The organism is Enterococcus sp. AZ103 (genome assembly GCF_051714685.1).
Lineage (GTDB): Bacteria > Bacillota > Bacilli > Lactobacillales > Enterococcaceae > Enterococcus_A > Enterococcus_A alishanensis.
This window is the reverse complement of sequence record NZ_JBIOSI010000001.1, coordinates 789,329-810,412: the sequence shown is the minus strand read 5'-3', so window position 1 is coordinate 810,412 and position 21,084 is coordinate 789,329. Positions and strand designations below refer to the sequence as shown.

General features: G+C 36.4%; 21 protein-coding genes. 16 read left to right on the top strand and 5 right to left on the bottom strand.

The features are described from left to right. From ID741_RS04070 to rpmH, 3 genes are all read right to left on the bottom strand, one after another. A complete protein-coding gene (locus tag ID741_RS04070; RefSeq protein WP_438720445.1) occupies positions 1–792 on the bottom strand; it encodes a YidC/Oxa1 family membrane protein insertase in 792 nt (263 codons plus the stop codon). Between the two features lie 49 nt (positions 793–841). Beyond that, entirely contained in the window at positions 842–1,177 is a 336-nt protein-coding gene (rnpA, locus tag ID741_RS04065; RefSeq protein ID WP_218327402.1) for a ribonuclease P protein component, read from the bottom strand. 140 nt (positions 1,178–1,317) lie between these two features. Continuing rightward, the gene (gene rpmH / locus ID741_RS04060; protein ID WP_002293121.1) at positions 1,318–1,452 is read right to left on the bottom strand and encodes a 50S ribosomal protein L34; all 135 of its coding nucleotides are present in this window, start codon (positions 1,450–1,452) and stop codon (positions 1,318–1,320) included. Positions 1,453–1,973: 521 nt separating this feature from the next. On the opposite strand from rpmH, the gene dnaA reads away from it, so the two are divergent. From dnaA to rplI, 12 genes are all read left to right on the top strand, one after another. Continuing rightward, the gene (gene dnaA, locus ID741_RS04055; protein WP_425514627.1) at positions 1,974–3,290 is read left to right on the top strand and encodes a chromosomal replication initiator protein DnaA; all 1,317 of its coding nucleotides are present in this window, start codon (positions 1,974–1,976) and stop codon (positions 3,288–3,290) included. Positions 3,291–3,453: 163 nt separating this feature from the next. After that, positions 3,454–4,584, top strand: a complete 1,131-nt coding sequence (dnaN, locus tag ID741_RS04050) for a DNA polymerase III subunit beta (protein ID WP_218327404.1) — start codon at positions 3,454–3,456, stop codon at positions 4,582–4,584. A 252-nt stretch (positions 4,585–4,836) separates the two neighbouring features. Further along, the gene (yaaA, locus tag ID741_RS04045) at positions 4,837–5,073 is read left to right on the top strand and encodes a S4 domain-containing protein YaaA (RefSeq protein ID WP_218327405.1); all 237 of its coding nucleotides are present in this window, start codon (positions 4,837–4,839) and stop codon (positions 5,071–5,073) included. Next, a complete protein-coding gene (gene recF, locus ID741_RS04040; protein WP_218327406.1) occupies positions 5,060–6,178 on the top strand; it encodes a DNA replication/repair protein RecF in 1,119 nt (372 codons plus the stop codon). The genes yaaA and recF overlap by 14 nt, the downstream gene beginning before the upstream one ends. Beyond that, entirely contained in the window at positions 6,179–8,128 is a 1,950-nt protein-coding gene (gyrB, locus tag ID741_RS04035; RefSeq protein WP_218327407.1) for a DNA topoisomerase (ATP-hydrolyzing) subunit B, read from the top strand. Between the two features lie 15 nt (positions 8,129–8,143). Continuing rightward, entirely contained in the window at positions 8,144–10,642 is a 2,499-nt protein-coding gene (gene gyrA / locus ID741_RS04030; protein WP_438719138.1) for a DNA gyrase subunit A, read from the top strand. Between the two features lie 508 nt (positions 10,643–11,150). Beyond that, the gene (gene rpsF, locus ID741_RS04025; protein ID WP_218327408.1) at positions 11,151–11,447 is read left to right on the top strand and encodes a 30S ribosomal protein S6; all 297 of its coding nucleotides are present in this window, start codon (positions 11,151–11,153) and stop codon (positions 11,445–11,447) included. Positions 11,448–11,490: 43 nt separating this feature from the next. After that, a complete protein-coding gene (ssb, locus tag ID741_RS04020) occupies positions 11,491–12,012 on the top strand; it encodes a single-stranded DNA-binding protein (protein ID WP_218327409.1) in 522 nt (173 codons plus the stop codon). A 22-nt stretch (positions 12,013–12,034) separates the two neighbouring features. Beyond that, on the top strand, positions 12,035–12,268 hold the full coding sequence (rpsR, locus tag ID741_RS04015) for a 30S ribosomal protein S18 (RefSeq protein WP_438719137.1): 234 nt from the start codon (positions 12,035–12,037) through the stop codon (positions 12,266–12,268). 107 nt (positions 12,269–12,375) lie between these two features. Next, entirely contained in the window at positions 12,376–12,588 is a 213-nt protein-coding gene (locus tag ID741_RS04010; RefSeq protein WP_438719136.1) for a TOBE domain-containing protein, read from the top strand. Between the two features lie 134 nt (positions 12,589–12,722). Continuing rightward, positions 12,723–14,690 carry a DHH family phosphoesterase gene (locus ID741_RS04005; RefSeq protein WP_438719135.1) on the top strand — a complete coding sequence of 656 codons (1,968 nt, stop codon included), beginning with the start codon at positions 12,723–12,725 and terminating at the stop codon, positions 14,688–14,690. Between the two features lies 1 nt (position 14,691). Further along, entirely contained in the window at positions 14,692–15,144 is a 453-nt protein-coding gene (rplI, locus tag ID741_RS04000; RefSeq protein ID WP_438719134.1) for a 50S ribosomal protein L9, read from the top strand. Positions 15,145–15,190: 46 nt separating this feature from the next. Here rplI and ID741_RS03995 read toward each other — a convergent pair whose 3' ends face one another. Next, positions 15,191–15,895, bottom strand: coding sequence for a DUF4811 domain-containing protein (locus tag ID741_RS03995; protein ID WP_438719133.1), 705 nt, complete (start codon positions 15,893–15,895; stop codon positions 15,191–15,193). After that, positions 15,892–17,361 carry an MDR family MFS transporter gene (locus ID741_RS03990; protein ID WP_438719132.1) on the bottom strand — a complete coding sequence of 490 codons (1,470 nt, stop codon included), beginning with the start codon at positions 17,359–17,361 and terminating at the stop codon, positions 15,892–15,894. The genes ID741_RS03995 and ID741_RS03990 overlap by 4 nt, the downstream gene beginning before the upstream one ends. A gap of 141 nt (positions 17,362–17,502) precedes the next feature. Here ID741_RS03990 and ID741_RS03985 point away from each other — a divergent pair, with 141 nt between their 5' ends. The 4 genes from ID741_RS03985 (at position 17,503) to ID741_RS03970 (ending at position 21,015) form a co-directional block, all read left to right on the top strand. Beyond that, positions 17,503–17,988 (top strand): MerR family transcriptional regulator, encoded by a 486-nt coding sequence (locus ID741_RS03985; protein ID WP_438719131.1) that lies wholly within the window; start codon positions 17,503–17,505, stop codon positions 17,986–17,988. A gap of 92 nt (positions 17,989–18,080) precedes the next feature. Further along, positions 18,081–19,565 (top strand): IMP dehydrogenase, encoded by a 1,485-nt coding sequence (gene guaB, locus ID741_RS03980; protein ID WP_438719130.1) that lies wholly within the window; start codon positions 18,081–18,083, stop codon positions 19,563–19,565. A 90-nt stretch (positions 19,566–19,655) separates the two neighbouring features. Continuing rightward, entirely contained in the window at positions 19,656–20,651 is a 996-nt protein-coding gene (locus ID741_RS03975) for an acetamidase/formamidase family protein (RefSeq protein ID WP_438719129.1), read from the top strand. Then, positions 20,644–21,015, top strand: a complete 372-nt coding sequence (locus ID741_RS03970) for a nuclear transport factor 2 family protein (protein ID WP_218327419.1) — start codon at positions 20,644–20,646, stop codon at positions 21,013–21,015. The genes ID741_RS03975 and ID741_RS03970 overlap by 8 nt, the downstream gene beginning before the upstream one ends. The last annotated feature ends 69 nt before the right edge of the window (positions 21,016–21,084 follow it).

Below are 21,084 nucleotides of genomic sequence, written 5' to 3'. Positions count from 1 at the left end.
TTATTTCTTTTTCTTCTTCTTAGGATTTTTGGCTTTTTCTAAAGCCCGTTCCTTGTCACGAATTCGCTTTGCTTCTGCTCTACGCTCTTGACGAATTTTAAATGGATTGTTAATCAACAATGTTTGTACCACTTGGAAAGCATTCGAAATTACCCAGTAAAGAGTTAGCCCGCTGGCTAAATTCAACGCCATCACAAAAATCATTACTGGCATCGCAAAGTTCATGATTTTCACCGAAGCATTGACTTCGATCTGACTCATACTTGATAAATACGTACTTAAAAATGTAAAAACTGCCGCTAAAACAGGCAAAATGTAAAATTGATCGTGTTCAGATAAATTCAACCATAGAAACTGTCCTTGGCTTAAAGCTGGTACTCTTAAAATGGCTTGATACAAGGCCATCATTACCGGCATTTGCACTAATAATGGTAAACAACCAATATAAGGATTAACATTATTTTCGGCATATAATTTTTTCTGTTCTGCTTGCATCTTTTGTTGTGTTGCTGTGTCGCGGGCAGAATACTTTTCTTGTAATGCTTTAATTTTTGGCTGAAGCTCTTGGGTCTTCCGCATACTTTTTGTTTGGAAGTGCATTAATGGTAATAAAATAATACGAATGATTATTGTAAATAGGATAATCCCTACCCCAACATTACCAAATGACAATCCTTTAATCGCTTCACCAAAATAATAAACGATGTAACGACTCCAGATACCAGTACTATTTTGATCGACTGTCCCAGTTCCACAGGCCGATAATAATAATACTAGCGCTAATAGACTCATCGCTAATACTATTTTCTTGTGTTTTTTCTTCACTAACTCTGTTTCCTTCCTATTTAATTATTTTCGCTAGTTTTAAGACGTGGATCAGATTCGAACGGATTTCCTCATGATGTAAATCTCTTGTGCTAGGTCGGGCAATAATAATAAAATCAACCGATGCAATCTCAGGCTTTAATTCTTGTAACACTGCCCGAATTTGTCGTTTGATCCGATTACGATTGACGGCATTACCAACTTTTTTGCCCACCGATAGACCCACACGAAAATGAGTTTGATCAGAATCTGCTAGACGATAAACGACAAATTTACGATTTGCACACGAGTCCCCTGTATCGAACACTCTTTGGAAATCCTTTTCTTTTTTGACACGATACGATTTTTTCATCTAGTTTCCTTCACTTCTCTTAAATCTAATACTTCCCAATAATACCATATTTCCATTTCAGGAATCAGCTTTTTTAATAGAAATCCTTGATCTTAAAAAAGCCAAAAAATACAAAAAAAAACCACTGATTCAGCAGTGGTTTAAGCAGAAAGTACTTTTCTTCCTTTGCGACGACGTGAAGCTAAGACCCGACGGCCATTTTTTGTGCTCATACGTTTGCGGAAACCGTGAACTTTCTGACGTTTACGTTTATTTGGTTGGTAAGTTCTTTTCATTAATTACACCTCCGTTGTTTCAGTACATAGACATACCATAGTAGTATAACGACTCTTATAGAGGTTTGTCAATCAAGAATTTCAGAAAAAATAATTGATTTATCCACATTTTCTGGGTATAAAAAAATTTTTTTTGTGGAAAAATCAGCGAGTATTTTTTTCTTTTTTAGCTTTTTCCGAAAAATTATCCTCAGGAAAAACATCTCTGAATAATCTATGCACAAGGTGGATAACTTTTGTGGATAACTTTTATTTGTGCTTTCTTTATAGGCTTTATAAAATATTATACGTTGTGAAAAAAATGTGTATATTCATTTTTTATCCACAATTATCCACAAAGAAAATCATTTTCTTTTTTTACAACTGTGAAAAACTTGACTGAAAGCTTATCCACTGTGTGTATAACTAAAAAATATTAGTGTTTCTTACTTTGTCTGTGGAAAACTTCTAAAAAAAATGATAAAGTAATTCTGTCTGAATTTTTTTATTAGGAGGCGACATCTTTGACCTCAGTACAAGATCTGTGGAAGGAATTAAAAGCTAGCTACAAAGAGGACTTGAATCCTGCTAGCTATGACGCATGGATAGAAACCGCAAATCCATTGTCTTTAGATAATCAACAATTAACGATTGAAGTAACTAGCGATCTTCATAAAACCTATTGGGAGAAAAATCTAGCAGCAAAAATCGTTGAAATCGGTTATAAGATAACCGGTGAAGAAATTATGCCTATTTTTGTTACACCAGATCAAGCACCACAGGTAAGTATTGCTAAAAAAGTAGAACCAGAAATACCGGCTGCCAAAAGTACTGTGAAAAAAAGCATGCTGAATCCTAAATACACATTTGATACGTTTGTTATCGGAAAAGGCAATCAAATGGCTCATGCTGCTGCCCTAGTTGTTGCTGAATCACCAGGATCTGTTTACAATCCGCTATTTTTCTATGGTGGTGTTGGTTTAGGAAAAACCCATTTGATGCACGCCATCGGTCATCAAATGCTTGAAATCAATCCAGAGGCAAAAGTTCGCTATGTCTCCAGTGAAACTTTTACCAATGATTTCATTAAATCTATTCAAAACAAAACATCTGAGGAATTTCGACAAGAGTATCGTAACGTTGATCTATTGTTAGTCGATGATATTCAATTTTTTGCTGATAAGGAAGGAACACAAGAAGAGTTTTTCCATACCTTTGAAAATCTTTATAATGATAGTAAACAAATTGTTTTAACGAGTGATCGTTTACCAAATGAAATTCCAAAGCTGCAAGATCGGTTAGTTTCCCGTTTTGCTTGGGGCTTATCAGTGGATATTACACCACCAGATTTAGAGACTCGAACAGCCATTTTACGGAAAAAGGCCCAAGCGGAGAATTTAGAAATTCCTGACGATACTTTAAGTTATATTGCCGGTCAAATTGATTCCAATATTCGTGAACTAGAAGGTGCTTTAGTTCGTGTTCAAGCTTTTTCAGCGATGAACAAGACTGAAATTACAACAAGTGTGGCGGCAGATGCTCTGAAAAGTTTAAAAGGAACTGGAAATACACAATTGTCCATTAGTAAAATCCAAGATGAAGTGGCAAAATATTACCACGTCCATGTCAAAGATTTAAAAGGGAAAAAACGTGTCAAAACTATCGTTGTGCCACGCCAAATTGCTATGTATCTATCGAGAGAAATGACGGACAGCTCGTTGCCAAAAATTGGTGCTGAATTTGGCGGAAAAGATCACACAACTGTGATTCACGCCCATGAGAAAATTGCTCAGTTAGTAAAAAAAGACAATCAATTCCAACAAGAAATTGCTGAACTGAAAAATCTACTCTTAAATTAGCTGTGAATAAGTGTGGAAAAATTAAATTTTTATGCACAGCTTTTCCACATGTTAAAAACCCTGTAGAATATAGCATTTTTTAAGTTTTCCACATGATACACAGGACCTACTACTATTACTATTAATTTTACTAATAAATAAATATATAAGGAGTCGCAACCAAATGAAATTTACAATCAATCGTTCTCGCTTCATTCAAGAGCTACAAACAGTCCAAAGAGCTATCTCTTCTAAAACAACCATTCCGATTTTAACTGGGGTAAAAATTGTTTTAACCAGTGAAAGTTTAAATCTGACTGGGAGTAATGCTGATATTTCAATCGAAACTTTTTTAGCTGTTGATGATGAGAAAGCTCAAATGATGGTTGAATCACCTGGAGAAATTGTTTTACAGGCTCGTTTTTTCAGTGAAATTATTCGTCGTTTACCAGAAGATACATTTACTTTAGAAGTTTTAGATAACTACCAAGTAGCAATTACTTCAGGTGCAGCTGAGTTTACCGTTAATGGTTTAGACGCCGATAATTATCCACACCTACCTGTTGTGGAAGAACAAAATCAATTAAAATTACCTGTCCACATGTTGACAAAGTTAATCAGCGAAACCGTTTTTGCTGTTTCTGCTCATGAAAGTCGACCAATTTTAACTGGGGTTCACTTTACTTTAGATAATGGTCAATTATTAGCGGTTGCTACTGACTCTCATCGCTTAAGTCAAAGAATCGTACCTATTGAAAATGCGACAGCTGATTTTAATATCGTGATTCCTGGTAAGGCATTAGTGGAGCTTTCTCGTTCACTACCTGATGAAGAAGCTGAAATCGAAGTTTCAATTATGGATAACCAAGTTTTATTTAAAACGCCAACTATGTATTTCTATTCTCGTTTGTTAGAAGGAAATTATCCTGATACCAATCGTTTAATTCCTAACAGTTTTAACACTGAAATTAATTTTTCTGGACCAGCTTTATTAGCAGCAATTGAACGGGCATCGCTACTTTCTCATGAAGGCCGCAATAATATTGTTCGTCTAGCCATCAATGCAGATTCAGTGGTTCTATTTGGGAACTCACCAGAAATCGGAAAAGTTGAGGAAGAATTGGTTTATGAAGAAGTCACTGGTGATCCATTAGAAATTTCATTTAATCCAGATTATATGAAAGCCGCTTTAAGAGCTTTTGGTGATATGAGTATTAAAATTCGTTTCATTTCGCCGATTCGTCCATTTACTTTAGAGCCAACTGAAGGAGAAGCGTCATTTATTCAATTAATTACTCCAGTTCGAACAAACTAAGCTAAGAAATAACTTAGTTAGAAACAAATGTTATTCATTTGTTCCACAAATTTCTTGAAAATATTCTAAAATAAGAAAAACGAGAGTAAAAGGTCTTAAATTTAATTTTAAGACCTTTTACTCTTTTCTAAGGAAAAAACCTTAAAACGATCAAAATTGCTTAAATCGAAAAATAAGCTAGCTAAATTTGTTTTATCCTTAGAAAAAGGGTATAATATAGAGGTGTTTCTGAAATGAAAATGAGGGATGAATGTGAAACAAAAAATTTTTCTAGAAACAGAGTACATGACACTTGGCCAGCTGTTAAAGGAGATTAATCTAATCTCTAGTGGTGGACAAGCGAAATGGTTTTTAGCAGAAGAAACAGTCTTTGTAGATGGTGAACCAGAAAATCGCCGCGGTCGAAAGCTCTACTCGGGAATGATGATTGAGATTCCTACAGTAGGTACTTTTTTTATGACCAGAGATAAAAAAGATGCAGCTGAATAAGCTAGAACTGACAAATTATCGAAATTACGCTTCGTTGAGTATGGAATTTCCTAACCGATTAAATATTTTCCTAGGTGAAAATGCCCAAGGAAAAACCAATTTATTGGAAAGTATCTATGTTTTGGCTTTAACACGAAGCCATCGTACCAATAGTGAGCAAGAATTGATTGGTTGGCAGGATGATTTTGCTAAAATTGTTGGCCGAATATCACGAGGAAGCTCAGAAGTTGAATTGGAGTTACAGCTAACAAAAAAAGGCCGTAAGTCAAAAGTTAATCATATCGAGCAAAAAAAACTCAGTAGTTATATCGGTCAGTTAAACGTGATTTTATTTGCGCCAGAAGACTTGTCTTTAGTCAAGGGTTCGCCGCAAGTCAGACGTCGTTTTATTGATATGGAATTAGGGCAAATCAATCCGATCTATTTGTATGATTTGGCGCAGTATCAACAAACTTTAAAACAGAGAAATCTATATTTAAAGCAATTGTCAGAAAAGAAAGCCAATGATGAGATTTATTTAGACGTTTTAAGTGAACAACTAGTCGATTTTGGCAGTAAAGTTTTGGCACAGCGTTTGAAATTCATTAAACAGTTGGAATACTGGTCAAATGAATTGCATCAAAAAATTACCAATAAAAAAGAACAGCTACGGCTGGCTTATCAAGCGAGCTTTCCGATTGACTCGGAAGATCCAACAATTATTGCGGAAGTTTTTTTAGCAGAGTTAAAGAAAAATCGCAGCCGTGAATTATTTAAAGGGAACACTTTTATTGGACCACATCGTGATGATTTGCATTTTTTTGTGAATGATTTAGATGTCCAAGTTTATGGTTCTCAAGGGCAACAACGAACGACCGCATTAAGCGTTAAGCTTGCAGAAATTGATCTAATGAAACAAGAAACGGGTGAATACCCTTTGTTATTACTTGATGATGTGATGAGTGAACTAGACGACAGCCGTCAAATTCACTTACTAGAGACGATTGAGAATAAAGTTCAGACGTTTTTAACAACGACAACTTTAAACCACGTTAAAGGCAAATTAACGGTTCATCCAGACATTTTTCAAGTATCTAATGGTCAGATTGAAAGGAAAGAGAATTAAATGGCAGAAGAAGAAAAAAGTTTACAAGAACGAGCGCTTGAATACGACGCCAGCCAGATTCAGGTTTTAGAAGGCTTAGAGGCCGTTCGTAAGCGTCCAGGTATGTATATTGGTTCTACTTCAACGGAAGGTTTACATCACCTTGTGTGGGAGATTGTCGACAATTCGATTGATGAAGCTTTAGCAGGTTTTGCCACACATATTCATGTGGTGATTGAAGCAGATAATAGTATCACTGTCAGTGATGATGGCCGAGGAATTCCGGTTGATATCCAAGCCAAAACTGGTCGACCAGCGGTTGAGACAGTTTACACTATTTTACATGCTGGCGGTAAATTCGGCGGTGGCGGATATAAAGTTTCTGGTGGTTTGCATGGTGTCGGAGCGTCAGTAGTTAATGCTTTATCTAGTAGCTTAGATGTCCGTGTTTTCAAAAACGGCAAAATTTATTTCCAAGAATATCGTCGTGGTGCAGTAGTTGACGATTTAAAAGTTATCGGTGAAACGGAAAAACATGGGACTCAAGTTCATTTTATTCCCGATACTGAAATTTTTACTGAAAGTATTGTTTTTAATTTTGATAAATTAGCAACACGGGTAAGAGAACTAGCCTTTTTAAATCGTGGTTTAAAAATTTCGATTGAAGATAAGCGTGAAGAAACACCTGTCTTGAAAGAATACCATTATGAAGGCGGAATTAAGAGCTATGTTGAGCACTTAAATGCTAGTAAATCAGTTATTTTCCCAGAACCAGTTTTTGTTGAAGGTGAACAGCAAGATATTATTGTAGAAGTAGCTATGCAATATACCGACGGTTTCCATACAAATATTTTAAGTTTTGCTAATAACATTCATACTTATGAAGGTGGGACTCATGAGTTTGGTTTCAAAACAGCCTTGACTCGGGTCATCAATGACTATGCCCGCAAACAAAAAATTATGAAAGACAATGATGAAAATCTTTCTGGTGAAGATGTTAGAGAAGGGTTAACTGCGGTTATTTCTATCAAGCATCCAGAACCACAATTTGAAGGACAAACCAAGACTAAATTAGGTAATTCTGAAGTTCGAACCGTAACCGATCGTTTGTTCTCGGAAAATTTCACGAAATTCTTGATGGAAAATCCTTCTATCGGTCGTCAAATCGTTGAAAAAGGTATGTTAGCGGCTAGAGCGCGTTTAGCCGCCAAAAGAGCCCGTGAAGTGACTCGCCGTAAAGGTGCCTTAGAAATTTCTAACTTACCTGGGAAACTGGCTGATTGTTCATCAAATGACCCAGAAAAATGTGAATTATTTATCGTCGAAGGAGATTCAGCCGGTGGATCAGCTAAACAAGGTCGTGACCGAGAATTCCAAGCTATTTTGCCAATTCGCGGAAAAATCCTAAATGTTGAAAAAGCCTCAATGGATAAAATTTTAGCCAACGAAGAGATTCGTTCTTTATTTACTGCAATGGGTACCGGTTTTGGTGCCGATTTTGATGTAGCTAAAGCTCGTTATCATAAATTAGTTATTATGACCGATGCCGATGTCGATGGTGCCCATATTCGGACCTTGTTATTAACGTTATTTTATCGTTACATGCGCCCAATTGTTGAAGCGGGTTATGTCTATATTGCACAACCACCTTTATACGGAATTAAACAAGGAAAAAATATTACGTATATTCAACCAAGCAAAAATGCTGAAACTGAATTACAAGAAAAAATCGATGCTCTACCAGCTTCACCAAAACCAAACGTCCAACGTTATAAAGGTTTGGGAGAAATGGATGATCATCAACTATGGGAAACTACGATGGATCCAGAAAATCGCTTGATGTTACGAGTGAGTGTAGAAGATGCGATTGAAGCCGATCAAGTTTTTGAAATGTTGATGGGCGATCGGGTAGAACCACGCCGGGCCTTTATTGAAGAAAATGCCCACTATGTGAAGAACTTAGATATTTAATGAGGAGGATCAATTTTGGAAGATAGAAGAGAGAATATTCAAGACGTCAATCTAACCAGTGAAATGCGAGAATCCTTCATTGATTATGCCATGAGTGTGATTGTTGCCCGTGCTTTACCAGATGTGCGGGATGGATTAAAACCAGTTCACCGTCGTATTTTATACGGTATGAATGAACTAGGAGTGACACCTGATAAGCCTCATAAAAAATCAGCTCGGATTGTCGGCGATGTAATGGGGAAATATCATCCCCATGGTGACTCAGCAATTTATGATTCAATGGTACGGATGGCGCAACCTTTTAGTTTCCGTAATATGTTGGTAGATGGCCATGGAAACTTCGGTTCAGTCGATGGTGATGGTGCAGCAGCGATGCGGTATACGGAAGCCCGTTTAAGTAAAATTGCGATGGAAATGCTACGAGACATCAATAAAGATACAGTTGATTTCCACGGTAACTACGACGATAGCGAACAAGAACCAGATGTTTTACCAGCTCGTTTTCCGAATCTTTTAGTCAATGGAGCAACTGGGATTGCCGTAGGGATGGCGACTAATATTCCACCCCACAATTTGCGAGAAGTCAGTCAAGCAGTGGGTTTATTGATGGAGAATCCGGATGCAACAACAGCTGAATTAATGGAATGCGTTCCTGGACCAGACTTTCCAACAGGTGGTTTGGTGATGGGAAAATCCGGTATTCGCCGGGCTTATGAGACAGGTCGCGGTTCGATTACAGTTCGAGCAAAAGTTGAAATTGTTGAACAAAAAAATGGTAAAGAAAGAATTTTAGTCACTGAATTACCATATATGGTCAATAAAGCGAAATTAATCGAACGAATTTCTGAATTGCATCGTGACAAACGGATTGAAGGAATTACTGATTTACGGGATGAATCTTCTCGTGAAGGTATGCGGATCGTGATAGATGTCCGCCGTGATATGAGTGCATCAGTTATTTTGAATAATTTGTATAAATTAACATCATTACAAACATCATTTAGCTTTAACATGTTGGCGATTGAAAATGGCGTACCAAAAATTTTAAACTTAAAACAAATTTTGGTGAACTATATTGAACATCAAAAAGTAGTTATTATTCGTCGGACTAATTTTGATAAACGCAAGGCTGAAGCAAGAGCACATATCTTAGAAGGATTAAGAATTGCGCTAGATCACATTGATGAAATTATTGCGATTATTCGTGGTTCTGAATCAGATGATGTAGCAAAAAGTACCTTAATAGAACGCTTCGAATTGTCTGATCGGCAAGCACAAGCAATCCTAGATATGCGTTTACGCCGTTTAACAGGCTTAGAACGTGAGAAAATAGAAAATGAATACCAAGAGCTGCTGAAAACAATCAGCGACTTAGAAGACATTTTAGCCCGTCCTGAGCGAGTGATTGAAATCATCAAAACTGAATTAGGTGAAGTTTCTCAAAAATATGGTGATGATCGCCGAACTGAGTTATTAGTCGGAGAAGTATTAAGTTTAGAAGATGAAGATTTAATTGAAGAAGAAGATGTCGTGATTACATTAACCAATAATGGTTATATTAAACGAGTAGCGTCAAGCGAGTTCAGAGCCCAACGTCGTGGCGGCCGAGGTGTTCAAGGAATGGGCATTCATGATGATGACTTTGTTAAAAATCTTGTCTCATGTTCAACTCATGATACGCTGTTATTCTTCACCAATACTGGTAGAGTCTACCGCGCCAAAGGGTACGAAATCCCTGAATACGGTCGAACTGCTAAAGGGATTCCAATCATTAATTTATTAGAAGTTAATTCTAATGAGACTATTCAAGCAGTTATTGCAGTTTCTGGACAATCGGATAAAGATCACTTCTTATTCTTTGTTACTAAGAAAGGGACAGTAAAACGGACAACGGTTAATGCTTTTTCTAACATTCGCAGTAATGGTTTAATTGCGATTGGCTTGAAAGAGGAAGACGAATTAGTTAATGTTTTACAAACCAATGGAGAAGAAACAATTATTTTAGGTACCCATGCTGGTTACTCAGTGACCTTTAAAGAAGTCAATGTTCGAGATATGGGCCGAACTGCTAGTGGTGTTCGTGGTGTTCGTCTAAGAGATGACGATTACGTAATCGGCGCGGCAGTCTTGAAAGAAGATCAAGAAGTTTTAGTCATTACTGAAAATGGATATGGTAAACGTACTAAAGCTTCTGAGTATCCAATCAAAGGTCGTGGTGGTAAAGGAATTAAAACGGCTAATATTACTGCTAAAAATGGACCATTAGCTGGCTTAACTAGTGTCAGTGGCGACGAAGATATTTTATTGATTACCAATAAAGGTGTAATCATCCGCTTTGATATAGCAGCTGTCTCTCAAACTGGGCGGGCAACTTTAGGTGTACGCTTAATGAAGATGGAAGACGATGCAAAAGTAGTCACCATGGCAATTGTGGAAAAAGAAGAATTGATTGAAGAAACCGATTCAACTGAAGTGATTGAAACAATTGAAGAAAATTCTGATTCACAAGAATAAAAAATAATTTTTACAGCTGGAGAATTAAATTTTTCCGGCTGTTTTTTGTACTTTTCAGACAAAACTTTTATTGTTAGCATGAGCTTATTTATGGTCTAAAATTAATTATAGTGTGGCAAATCCGCTGTAAATTAGCCATTGAGAAATAATTATTATCAAGAAAAAAGTGAGCAGAGAGATTTATTTAATACAAATGCTACAGAAGAATTTAAGGAGTATTTTACAGAAACAGAATGACAAAGACTAATGAAACGTTATATATTACTGGTTTTATTTTATATAATGGTTAATCAGATTGGTAAACGGCTGATTGCTTATTTTTAGAAATGTTTATTTTTACGTGATTAAATAAAAATAATTTGATTGTTTTTCGTATCTTATTTATGAAACTTGATTTTTGCAAGAGCAAAGTGTATAATGAATGATTGTGAGTATCTATAATTTTAGATAACTCTCCTTACTCTTAAGAAAGCTTAAGGGTCCAAAGTCCATAGGGAGGTGAAAATCAATGAACACGAAGTATGAAATCACATACATCATTCGTCCAAACATTGATGAAGAAGCAAAAACTGCTTTAGTAGAACGTTTTGATACGATCTTAAAAGATAACGGTGCCGAAGTTATCGATTCTAAAGATTGGGAAAAACGCCGTTTAGCGTACGAAATTAACGGCTTCAATGAAGGTATCTACCACATCATCAATGCAACTGCTCCAACTTCAGTTGATGCATTAAACGAATTTGATCGTCTTGCAAAAATCAATGACGACATTATCCGTCACATGATCGTTAAAATTGAAGAGTAATTGTTTCACGTGAAACAGTTAAAGAGAGAGGAGCTGGCTTTACTTGATTAATAATGTTGTTTTAGTAGGTCGTTTAACTAAGGATCCCGATTTGCGCTATACATCTAGTGGTCAAGCTGTAGCAACTTTTACCGTAGCGGTTAATCGTAATTTTACGAACCAAAGTGGTAATCGTGAAGCAGACTTTATCAATTGTGTAATTTGGCGTAAAGCAGCTGAAAATTTTGCGAACTTTGCTCGTAAAGGTTCACTTATTGGTGTGACTGGTCGAATTCAAACGAGAAATTATGAAAATCAACAAGGACAAAAAGTTTATGTAACCGAAGTGGTTGCAGACAATTTCCAAATGTTAGAACCGCGCGGAGCGAATGAGCAACGCCAACCAAATCCTAACAATAATATTGGTAATACTGCGAATGCTGGTGGCAATAATTTCAACAACAATTTTGATCAAGGACAAGCACCACAACAGTCAGCAAATAACAGCATGCCGAATTTCGATCGTGACAGTGATCCATTTAGTGGTTCCGCGATTGATATTTCAGATGATGATTTACCATTCTAACAATTGATAGGAGGGAAACAGGATGGCACAACAAAGAAGAGGTCGCAAACGTCGTAAAATAGACTATATTGCAGCGAACCATATTGAATATATTGATTATAAAGATACTGAATTATTAAAACGATTCATTTCAGAACGTGGTAAAATTTTACCTCGTCGTGTAACAGGCACAAGCGCTAAAAACCAACGTAAAATTACTATCGCAGTTAAACGCGCTCGTATTATGGGTCTTTTACCATTTGTTTCAGAAGAATAAATTAAAAATAATGAAGGTTAGCTGAAAAGCTAATCTTTTTTCTTATATCTTTTTCTTATTTATGATATAATTTATAAGAAATCAGAAAATAGAAAAGAGGAAAAATAATGAAATTTAGTGCTCGCAATCAAATTAAAGGTAAAATCACTAATATTAAAGAAGGTGCCGTAAATGGCATCGTAACAATCGAAATTGCAGATGGACAAGAGATTATTTCATCAATTACTATGGATTCAATTAAATCTTTAGGATTAGAAGTTGGAAAAGAAGCTTATGCAATTGTCAAAGCAACATCAGTAATGGTTGGCGTTGACGAATAATATGCAGACAGGAATCGATTGGCTCGTTGCTAATCGATTCTTTTTTTGAAAATAATTGTAAGTTTCACGTGAAACATAGAGTCTCGCCTCAAAGCATAGAATGTGGTAAAATAAGGCTTGTTAGGAGGTTTTATATGAGAAAAACTGCCAACTTAAACTGGCCTTTTTTAATCTTCTTAGTTCTATTGGTAATGCAATTTTTAGCAATTGCTTTTTTACCAATTAATCTTATTACCATAATAATTGTTGTTTTAATTGACATAATGCTATTAGGTTTTTTGTTTGTTGAGCGCAATAATGTCATGATTACTAATCAACAAAAAATTACTCAAGCGAGTCAAGTTGCTGAGGATGCTCTTACCTATGTTTCAAAAGAAATGCCTGTGGGGATTATTGTTTGGAATGAAAAACAAATGTTTACTTGGACCAATCCCTATATCACAGATAAGATTTCAGAATTAAATCAAGCTGATCAACAAGATATGGTCAATGAATTAATTCAGCGAAATGAAAAAGAGAAATATAATTACCGACTGGATGATACCATATTTCGTTTCAACTTAGATTTAGATAAGCGAATTGTTTACTTGATTGATATTACCAAAGAAGTTGATTTAGAAAAACAAGAGAAGAATTTGCAATCAGTTGTCGGTATATTATCTGTGGATAATTATGATGATGTGACAGATAAACGAGATGACAAAGAAATATCTTACGTCAACTCGTTCATCACAACTATTATTTCTGACTGGATGGATTCTTATCAAATTTATTACAAACGAATCAACGCTGAACGTTTTTTCTTTTTAGCACGTTACGAAGATTTAGAAAAAATGATTGAAGATAATTTTGATCTGTTAGAACATATTCGCATTTCGGCTGAAAAAGAAGATATGGTATTAACCGTTAGTATGGGTATTAGTTATGGTAAATCATCTTTAGAGGTCATTGGTGATACGGCACAAAATAATTTAGATATTGCTCTAGTGCGAGGCGGTGATCAGGTTGTTGTACAAGATACGAGCGATGGGTCTAGACCGATATTTTATGGTGGTAACTCTGCAAGTGCAACAAAAAGAACTAGAGTCAGATCACGGGCAATGTCGACGGCTTTAAAAAATGTGTTTAAACAAACTGGAAATGTTTTTGTGATGGGACATCGTTTTCCTGACATGGATGCGATTGGTTCGGCTTTTGGTGTTGCTTGCTTAGCACGTTTCCATGATAAGAAAGTCCAAGTTGTGATTAATGAAAAAGAAACAATTCCTGATGTGGAGCGTTGTCTGGCTGAAATTCACAAAAGTGGGGAATTAGAAGGCTTATTAATTTCTCCAGAAGCAGCAAAACGCCAACGTAAAACAGGAGATTTATTAGTTATGGTTGATTACCATAGGCCATCACTATCGATTTCTCAAGAATTATATGAACAGTTTGATAATATCGTGATTATTGATCATCATCGTCGCGGTGAAGAGTTTCCAGAGAACTCTTTGTTGACTTATATTGAGTCTTCAGCTTCCTCAGCATCAGAGTTGGTGACGGAATTAATTCAGTTTGAAAGTAATGATCATCAACGGATGTCTAAACTGGAAGCAACTTTATTATTAGCGGGTATTACGGTGGATACGAAGAATTTTGCTGTTCGAACGACATCAAGAACTTTTGATGTAGCAAGTTATTTGAAAACTTGTGGGGCAGATGCTTCTTTAGTACAATATTTATTAAGTACTGACATTCAATCGTATCTTGAAATTAGTAAGCTGATTGGTGAGAGTGAATATGTCAGCAAAGATATCGTCATCGCAACTGGAAGTGACACGAAACAATATGACAGTGTTACAGCTGCTAAGACGGCGGATACTTTAATGGCTATGGTGGACATCAATGCTGCTTTTGTGATCGTCAAACGTGAAGATGGCGTCACAGCTATTTCAGCTCGAAGTGCAGGCAATATCAATGTACAATTGGTGATGGAGGCATTAGGCGGAGGCGGTCATTTTACCAACGCAGCAGCTCAATTAGCTGATACCACCATTGAAGGCGCAAAAGAACAATTATTAGATGCGATTCACAAGCAATTGTCAGAAGGAGAGGAAGATTAGAATGAAAGTAATTTTTCTAGCAGATGTAAAAGGCAAAGGTAAAAAGGGCGAAGTTAAAGAAGTACCGACTGGCTACGCGCAAAATTACTTACTGAAAAATAATTTAGCTAAAGAAGCTAATAAAGGTGCAATTGCGGAATTAAGTGCTCAGAAGAAAGCACAAGATAAAAAAGATGCCGAGAACCTAGCAGCTGCTCAAAAGCAAGCTGACTTTTTAGCCCAAGAAGATACAGTTGTAGAATTAACGGCTAAAGCAGGGGAAGATGGCCGACTGTTCGGTTCGATTCCATCAAAACAAATTGCAGATGGCTTGAAAAAACAATATGATTTAAAATTGGACAAACGAAAAATTGAATTGGAAAATCCAATTCGTGCATTAGGCTATACGAATGTACCGGTAAAATTACACACTCAGGTGAGTAGTGTGATTAAAGTCCACGTCGTTCAAGAATAAAAAGAAAGACTTGAGATACCTATAATTTAGGTTTCTCAAGTCTTTTTTATTTGATTTCAGTGACTAATTTTGCAATTGCTTGTTGTTGATATTCAGCAGTTGCTTCTGCTTGAATTTGTTTTTGTTGATCAGCAGTTAAGCTAGGATTTGCCATCAAGGCGGTTTTTATCCTGTCTGTTACAAAAGCTTGTGCTTCTGTTTGCATGTTTGCTTGATTTTCTTCCACTTGTTTAGCTAGCTTTTTTGCTTGGGTAGTACTTAAAACGAGCCAGTTATCAGAAACATCAAATGTATTTATTTCTTTGATCTTTTCTTTATTTTTACTAGTTAAACCAAAGAGTGTTTTCATTGTATCATTTTGATAAACCCAACGTATTTTTTTCGTAACAATTTGATTGTTAGCAGCGTGTTCGTTCACTTTGTTGGTGACTTTATCCGTACCAGTTTGACTTAATTTTTTTTGTGATTCATTGGTTTTATACAAATAAATTTTTTCTGTACCATTACCTAAAGGCTGATATAAAAGCATGTTGACTGGTGAATTGGGACTACTAGATTTCAATGTTTTTGTGGTTGTCACAGTTTCTTTTTTCATACCGTAATGATATTGATCATTTGCGACAATTAAACCAAGACTTAAAATAAAAACTCCTGCAAAAATGACCGATAGAAATGTTTGCCAAGTTTTTTTAGCAAAAATATTAGTAAAGGCAAAGGCGACAACACTTAATACAGTAAGCAATAAAATCATTTTGCTACGCCTCCTTTAACAAGAACTTCTTTTTTCTTTAAGAAGAAGGTGATAGCAAAACCAACTAATCCAAATGCTACGGCTGTATAAAAGGCTGCATGATAACCAGACAAAGTAGCGTTAAGAGCTTGATGTTTGTATTGCAATGGTAAAGCTTTTAATAAACCATTAGAAGGTAAATTCCCTTTAGTAACATTTGTTAAAATACTAATTAAAATAGCTGTCCCGATGGAGCTGGCAATTTGGCGGAAAGTATTATTCACTGCTGTACCATGAGAAATTAAATTCATTGGCAGAGCATTCATCCCAGAAGTTGTGACGGGCATCATGACCATTGAAATCCCAAACATCCGGATGGCATATAAGATCACAATCATGGCAATTGGTGTTTCAGCTGTTAAAAAGGCAAAAGGTAAAGTTGCCGCCGTTAAAATAAACATGCCGCTAATGGCTAAGCGTTTGGCACCATATTTATCAAAAATAGCACCTGTAATTGGCATCATTGGCGCCATTACCAAAGCACCTGGTAATAACATTAAGCCAGAATGAAAGGCTGATTCACCGCGAATATTTTGAATATATAATGGAAGCACTAGCTCTGCTCCTACCATGGCCATATTAACTACTCCAGATAAGATAGCAGCGATTGTAAAGGTAGGGGATTTAAATACCCGTAGTTCTAAGAATGGGTGTTCAGAATGCAATTGACGCCATGCAAAAGCTATAATTACCACAACACCGACAAATAAAAAGCCTAATACTTTAGCACTGCCCCAACCATCATCTCCAACAGAAGAGAAGCCGTAAAGTAAGCTACCAAATCCAATCGTTGATAGTAAAGCAGATAAAACATCAATTGTAGGATGTGTTAATTGGATGACGCTCTTCATTAAGAAGAAAGCCAAGATTAAAACTAACACCACAATCGGAATAACCATTCCGAAAAGATCTCGCCATTGATAATTATCAATAATAAAACCAGATAAAGTTGGTCCCAAGGCAGGTGCAAGTCCGATAACGATCCCGCTCATTCCCATGGCGGAACCACGTTTTTCAGGTGGGAAAATCGACAACATAATGTTTTGTAATAAGGGCATTGAAATACCAACGCCAGCTGCTTGTACTAAACGTCCAGTTAACAAAATAGCAAAGCTAGGAGCGAAGAAACAAATGATTGTTCCTGCTAAAAAGATGCTCATGGCTCCTAAATAAAGTTTCTTTGATTCGAAACGATTAATTAAAAAAGCACTGATGGGGATCATAATCCCATTGACTAGTAAGAAACCAGTCGTCAACCATTGGACACTTGAGGCTGAAATGTTAAAAGCCTTCATTAAAGTTGGGAAGGCTGTTGTTAGTAAAGTTTGATTCAAAACCGTACAAAATGTTCCAATTAATAAGACCATTACTAATAAGGAACGATTGTAAGGTTTTCCATAAATATCGACCGTTTGAGATTTACTCACGATCTTCACATCCTCTCTTGTGAAAATTTTCTGAAATATTAATATCCGTTTGTTAATTTACTGCTACTTGTGATTTTTGTCAACTTACTTGACACGCTTGTTAGAGAAAGTATAATTTATAAATGAAATGAGGTGCACTGAATGAAAAAATCGACGGTCAGACAATTATTGGAAAGCGATGATTTAGTAGTCGGTATCAGTGAATTAAGTAAAATGACAGAAGTCTCTCCTCGCCAATTGCGTTATTGGGAGGAAAAAGGTTATATCGAATCGATAGATACAGAAAATAAAGGCAATCGTCGTTATCGTTTGCCGGTTGTGGTAAAAGTTGAAATGATTAAAAGTTATTTAGATGAAGGTTTTACTTTGACTACTGCAGTTGAAAAAGCTCAAGAGCAGCAACGGGATATTCATCAGGCGAAAATTTTATTTCATTTAATTTATCGCGGCATCAACACTTTTAATGATCGCTATACAACTGTTCATTTGGCTGGTTTTGAAGGAGAAGAAGAGCTTTTATTGATTCGTGATCAGTTAACAGAAAAAGTATATTTTGAAGTTTTGTCGAAAAATTATTCGCTCTCTAGTGAAGATTTAAGCAATTTCATGAAAAATAATGAAGGTTAGATGAGGAATTTACTGGAACTTATTGACTAGTTTCTTTTCATCTGTTACTTTGATTGATAAAAATAAAATCAATCAAGGAGTGGTAACGAACAATGTCTAATTGGGAAACGAAATTTGCAAAAAAAGGATTAACCTTTGATGATGTGCTATTGATTCCAGCGGAAAGTCATGTATTGCCAAATGAAGTAGACATGAGTGTCAAATTAGCAAAGAACTTGCAATTAAATATACCGTTAATGAGTGCTAGTATGGATACTGTAACGGATAGTAAAATGGCAATTGCCATGGCGCGCCAAGGTGGTTTAGGCGTGATTCATAAAAACATGAGCATTGCAGACCAAGCAGACGAAGTTCGTAAAGTAAAACGTTCAGAGAGCGGCGTAATTATCGATCCGTTCTTCTTAACACCAGAACATAAAGTACAAGACGCTGAAAACTTAATGAGTCGTTATCGTATCAGCGGTGTGCCAATTGTTGAAACAATGGAAAATCGCAAATTAGTTGGAATCATTACCAATCGTGACATGCGTTTTGTGACAGATTACAATCAACAAATCTTCCAAGTAATGACTAAAGACAATCTAGTGACGGCACCGGTTGGGACGAAACTAGAAGATGCTGAAGTCTTATTACAACAACATAAAATTGAAAAATTACCGATTGCTGATGAAGATGGTCGTTTGAGTGGTTTAATTACAATTAAAGATATTGAAAAAGTAATTGAATTTCCTAATGCTGCCAAAGATGAACATGGTCGCTTGTTAGTAGCAGCTGCTGTTGGTGTGACGAGTGATACTTTTGAACGCTCTGAAGCATTGATTAAAGCAGGTGTTGATGCAATTGTCATCGATACTGCCCACGGTCATAGTGCTGGTGTTATTCGCAAGATTTCTGAAATCCGCAAAACTTTCCCAGAAGCGACTTTGATTGCTGGAAATATTGCGACAGCTGAAGGTGCAAAAGCTTTGTATGATGCTGGTGTAGATGTGGTAAAAGTTGGTATCGGTCCTGGTTCAATTTGTACAACTCGAGTAGTTGCGGGTGTTGGGGTTCCTCAATTAACGGCTATTTACGATGCCGCTTCAGTGGCGCGTCAATATGGTAAAGCAATTATTGCCGATGGCGGTATCAAATATTCTGGTGATATTGTTAAAGCTCTAGCAGCTGGCGGACATGCCGTCATGCTAGGTTCAATGTTAGCCGGAACGGATGAATCACCGGGTGAATTTGAAATTTATCAAGGCCGTCGCTTTAAAACATATCGTGGCATGGGTTCATTAGGTGCGATGGAAAAAGGCTCAAGTGATCGTTATTTCCAAAGTGGTGTAAATGAAGCTAATAAATTGGTTCCTGAAGGAATAGAGGGTCGTGTAGCATACAAAGGTGAAGTTTCAGACATTATTTTCCAAATGACTGGCGGATTAAAAGCTGGTATGGGTTATGTTGGAGCGGCGAATTTGAAAGATTTACGAGACAATGCCCAATTTGTTCAAATGAGTGGCAATGGCTTACGGGAATCACATCCTCACGATGTTCAAATCACAAAAGAAGCACCAAACTATTCAGTAGAACAATGATATTTTTAGAGTTAAGCTTGTGCTTAGCTCTTTTTTTATTGGAATTTTACGAAAAGGTGTATAATGGCGAAAATGTCAGGAGTGATTATCATGAAAGAAATAGTCTCTAACCAAGATACCGTTCGTTCAGGTTTTTTAGACCCTAAAGCACCACCAGCAGTTGAAATTGATTCTGGTGAAACGGTTAGTTACGTTAACACATGGACCCATTGGGGTAATGAAGCAACTTACGGGTTGGATTTTGCCTCAAGAGAACCGTTACGTCATAAATATCCTAAAGGCCCTTATTCAATGAATGGCCCAGTAGTAGTGAAAGAAGTACAGCCAGGCGATATTTTAGAAATAAATTTGACTAAATTACGACCAATTAGTTGGGGGTGGAACTCATTTCCTTTAGGTGTCGGTGCTTTACCTGAAGATTTTAAAGAACCTTATTTGCATTATTTTAAGTTCAATGAAGCCCGGACGCATACTCATTTTGTTAAAGGGGTGAGTTTTGATTTACGACCTTTTTTAGGAGTGATTGGCGTAGAGCCAGCAGGTGAAGAGGAAACCAGTGCGATTTTAGCAGGAAATTACGGAGGAAATTTAGTGTTGCCGCAATTTGTTGTGGGAGCAACACTTTTCTTGCCGGTTTTTAAACCAGGTGGACGTTTGTGGATTGGAAATATCAATGCCCGAGAAGGCGAGGGTGTGGTGGATCAAACTGGAATTGAAACAGCGGCAGAACGCTTAGATCTGAAGGTAACAATTCGTAAAGGTAGCATCAAAGTACCAGTCGTTGAAACTGAAGATGCTTGGTATACTTTTGGTTTTTCTGATGAAAGTTTAGATGATGCTTTAGTTAATGGTTTAAGAAATGTAATTGATTGGCTGTCGATTACCACTGATTTAGATGAATCAGAAGTTTATTCTTTAGCTTCAATGGTGATGGATTTCAGAGTGACACAATATGCGAACCAAATTCAGACAGCTTATGCCACTAAACCGCCAAAAGAAATTCATGTTAAAATTCCAAAAAATGTTTTCGACCAAAAATTAACTCAACAAATCAACCAATCCTTGCGAGGTGAAAAAAATGAATAATCAAGATTACATGGAAATCCATCAATTAATTACTTTGGCTGATCAATATGCCAATCAGCGAAAAGTTAAAGAATATCTTGCTTTGTTTACAGAAGATGGTGAAATTACCGGAGTTTTAGGTAGTACTACAGGTCAAGAACAATTGGCTAATTTTATTGCTCGCACTTGGGAAAAAGAGTCCGATGATCTTCACCTTACGAACTCAATCATGATTACACAGCTAACAGATCAGACCGCGGAAGCGACTTCGATTTTGTTAATTGTCGAAAAAGAAAACAAAACGATTGCTGACGTTAGCCAAATTAACCATCGTTTAGTAAAAATTGATGGTAGTTGGAAATTTACTCAACGCAAGATTGGCTAATTTTCGCCATATTTTTATGATTTATTCCTGTTTTTTTCTGAATAGTTTGCTAAAATAAGCGACAGACGA

Bases quoted from the DNA above. Each gene is read 5' to 3' on its own strand.
- ID741_RS04070 (WP_438720445.1), bottom strand. From the start codon at position 792: ATGAGTCTATTAGCGCTAGTATTATTATTATCGGCCTGTGGAACTGGG.
- rnpA (WP_218327402.1), bottom strand. From the start codon at position 1,177: ATGAAAAAATCGTATCGTGTCAAAAAAGAAAAGGATTTCCAAAGAGTG.
- rpmH (WP_002293121.1), bottom strand. From the start codon at position 1,452: ATGAAAAGAACTTACCAACCAAATAAACGTAAACGTCAGAAAGTTCAC.
- dnaN (WP_218327404.1), top strand. From the start codon at position 3,454: ATGAAATTTACAATCAATCGTTCTCGCTTCATTCAAGAGCTACAAACA.
- recF (WP_218327406.1), top strand. From the start codon at position 5,060: ATGCAGCTGAATAAGCTAGAACTGACAAATTATCGAAATTACGCTTCG.
- gyrB (WP_218327407.1), top strand. From the start codon at position 6,179: ATGGCAGAAGAAGAAAAAAGTTTACAAGAACGAGCGCTTGAATACGAC.
- rpsF (WP_218327408.1), top strand. From the start codon at position 11,151: ATGAACACGAAGTATGAAATCACATACATCATTCGTCCAAACATTGAT.
- rpsR (WP_438719137.1), top strand. From the start codon at position 12,035: ATGGCACAACAAAGAAGAGGTCGCAAACGTCGTAAAATAGACTATATT.
- ID741_RS04010 (WP_438719136.1), top strand. From the start codon at position 12,376: ATGAAATTTAGTGCTCGCAATCAAATTAAAGGTAAAATCACTAATATT.
- ID741_RS04005 (WP_438719135.1), top strand. From the start codon at position 12,723: ATGAGAAAAACTGCCAACTTAAACTGGCCTTTTTTAATCTTCTTAGTT.
- rplI (WP_438719134.1), top strand. From the start codon at position 14,692: ATGAAAGTAATTTTTCTAGCAGATGTAAAAGGCAAAGGTAAAAAGGGC.
- ID741_RS03995 (WP_438719133.1), bottom strand. From the start codon at position 15,895: ATGATTTTATTGCTTACTGTATTAAGTGTTGTCGCCTTTGCCTTTACT.
- ID741_RS03985 (WP_438719131.1), top strand. From the start codon at position 17,503: ATGAAAAAATCGACGGTCAGACAATTATTGGAAAGCGATGATTTAGTA.
- guaB (WP_438719130.1), top strand. From the start codon at position 18,081: ATGTCTAATTGGGAAACGAAATTTGCAAAAAAAGGATTAACCTTTGAT.
- ID741_RS03975 (WP_438719129.1), top strand. From the start codon at position 19,656: ATGAAAGAAATAGTCTCTAACCAAGATACCGTTCGTTCAGGTTTTTTA.
- ID741_RS03970 (WP_218327419.1), top strand. From the start codon at position 20,644: ATGAATAATCAAGATTACATGGAAATCCATCAATTAATTACTTTGGCT.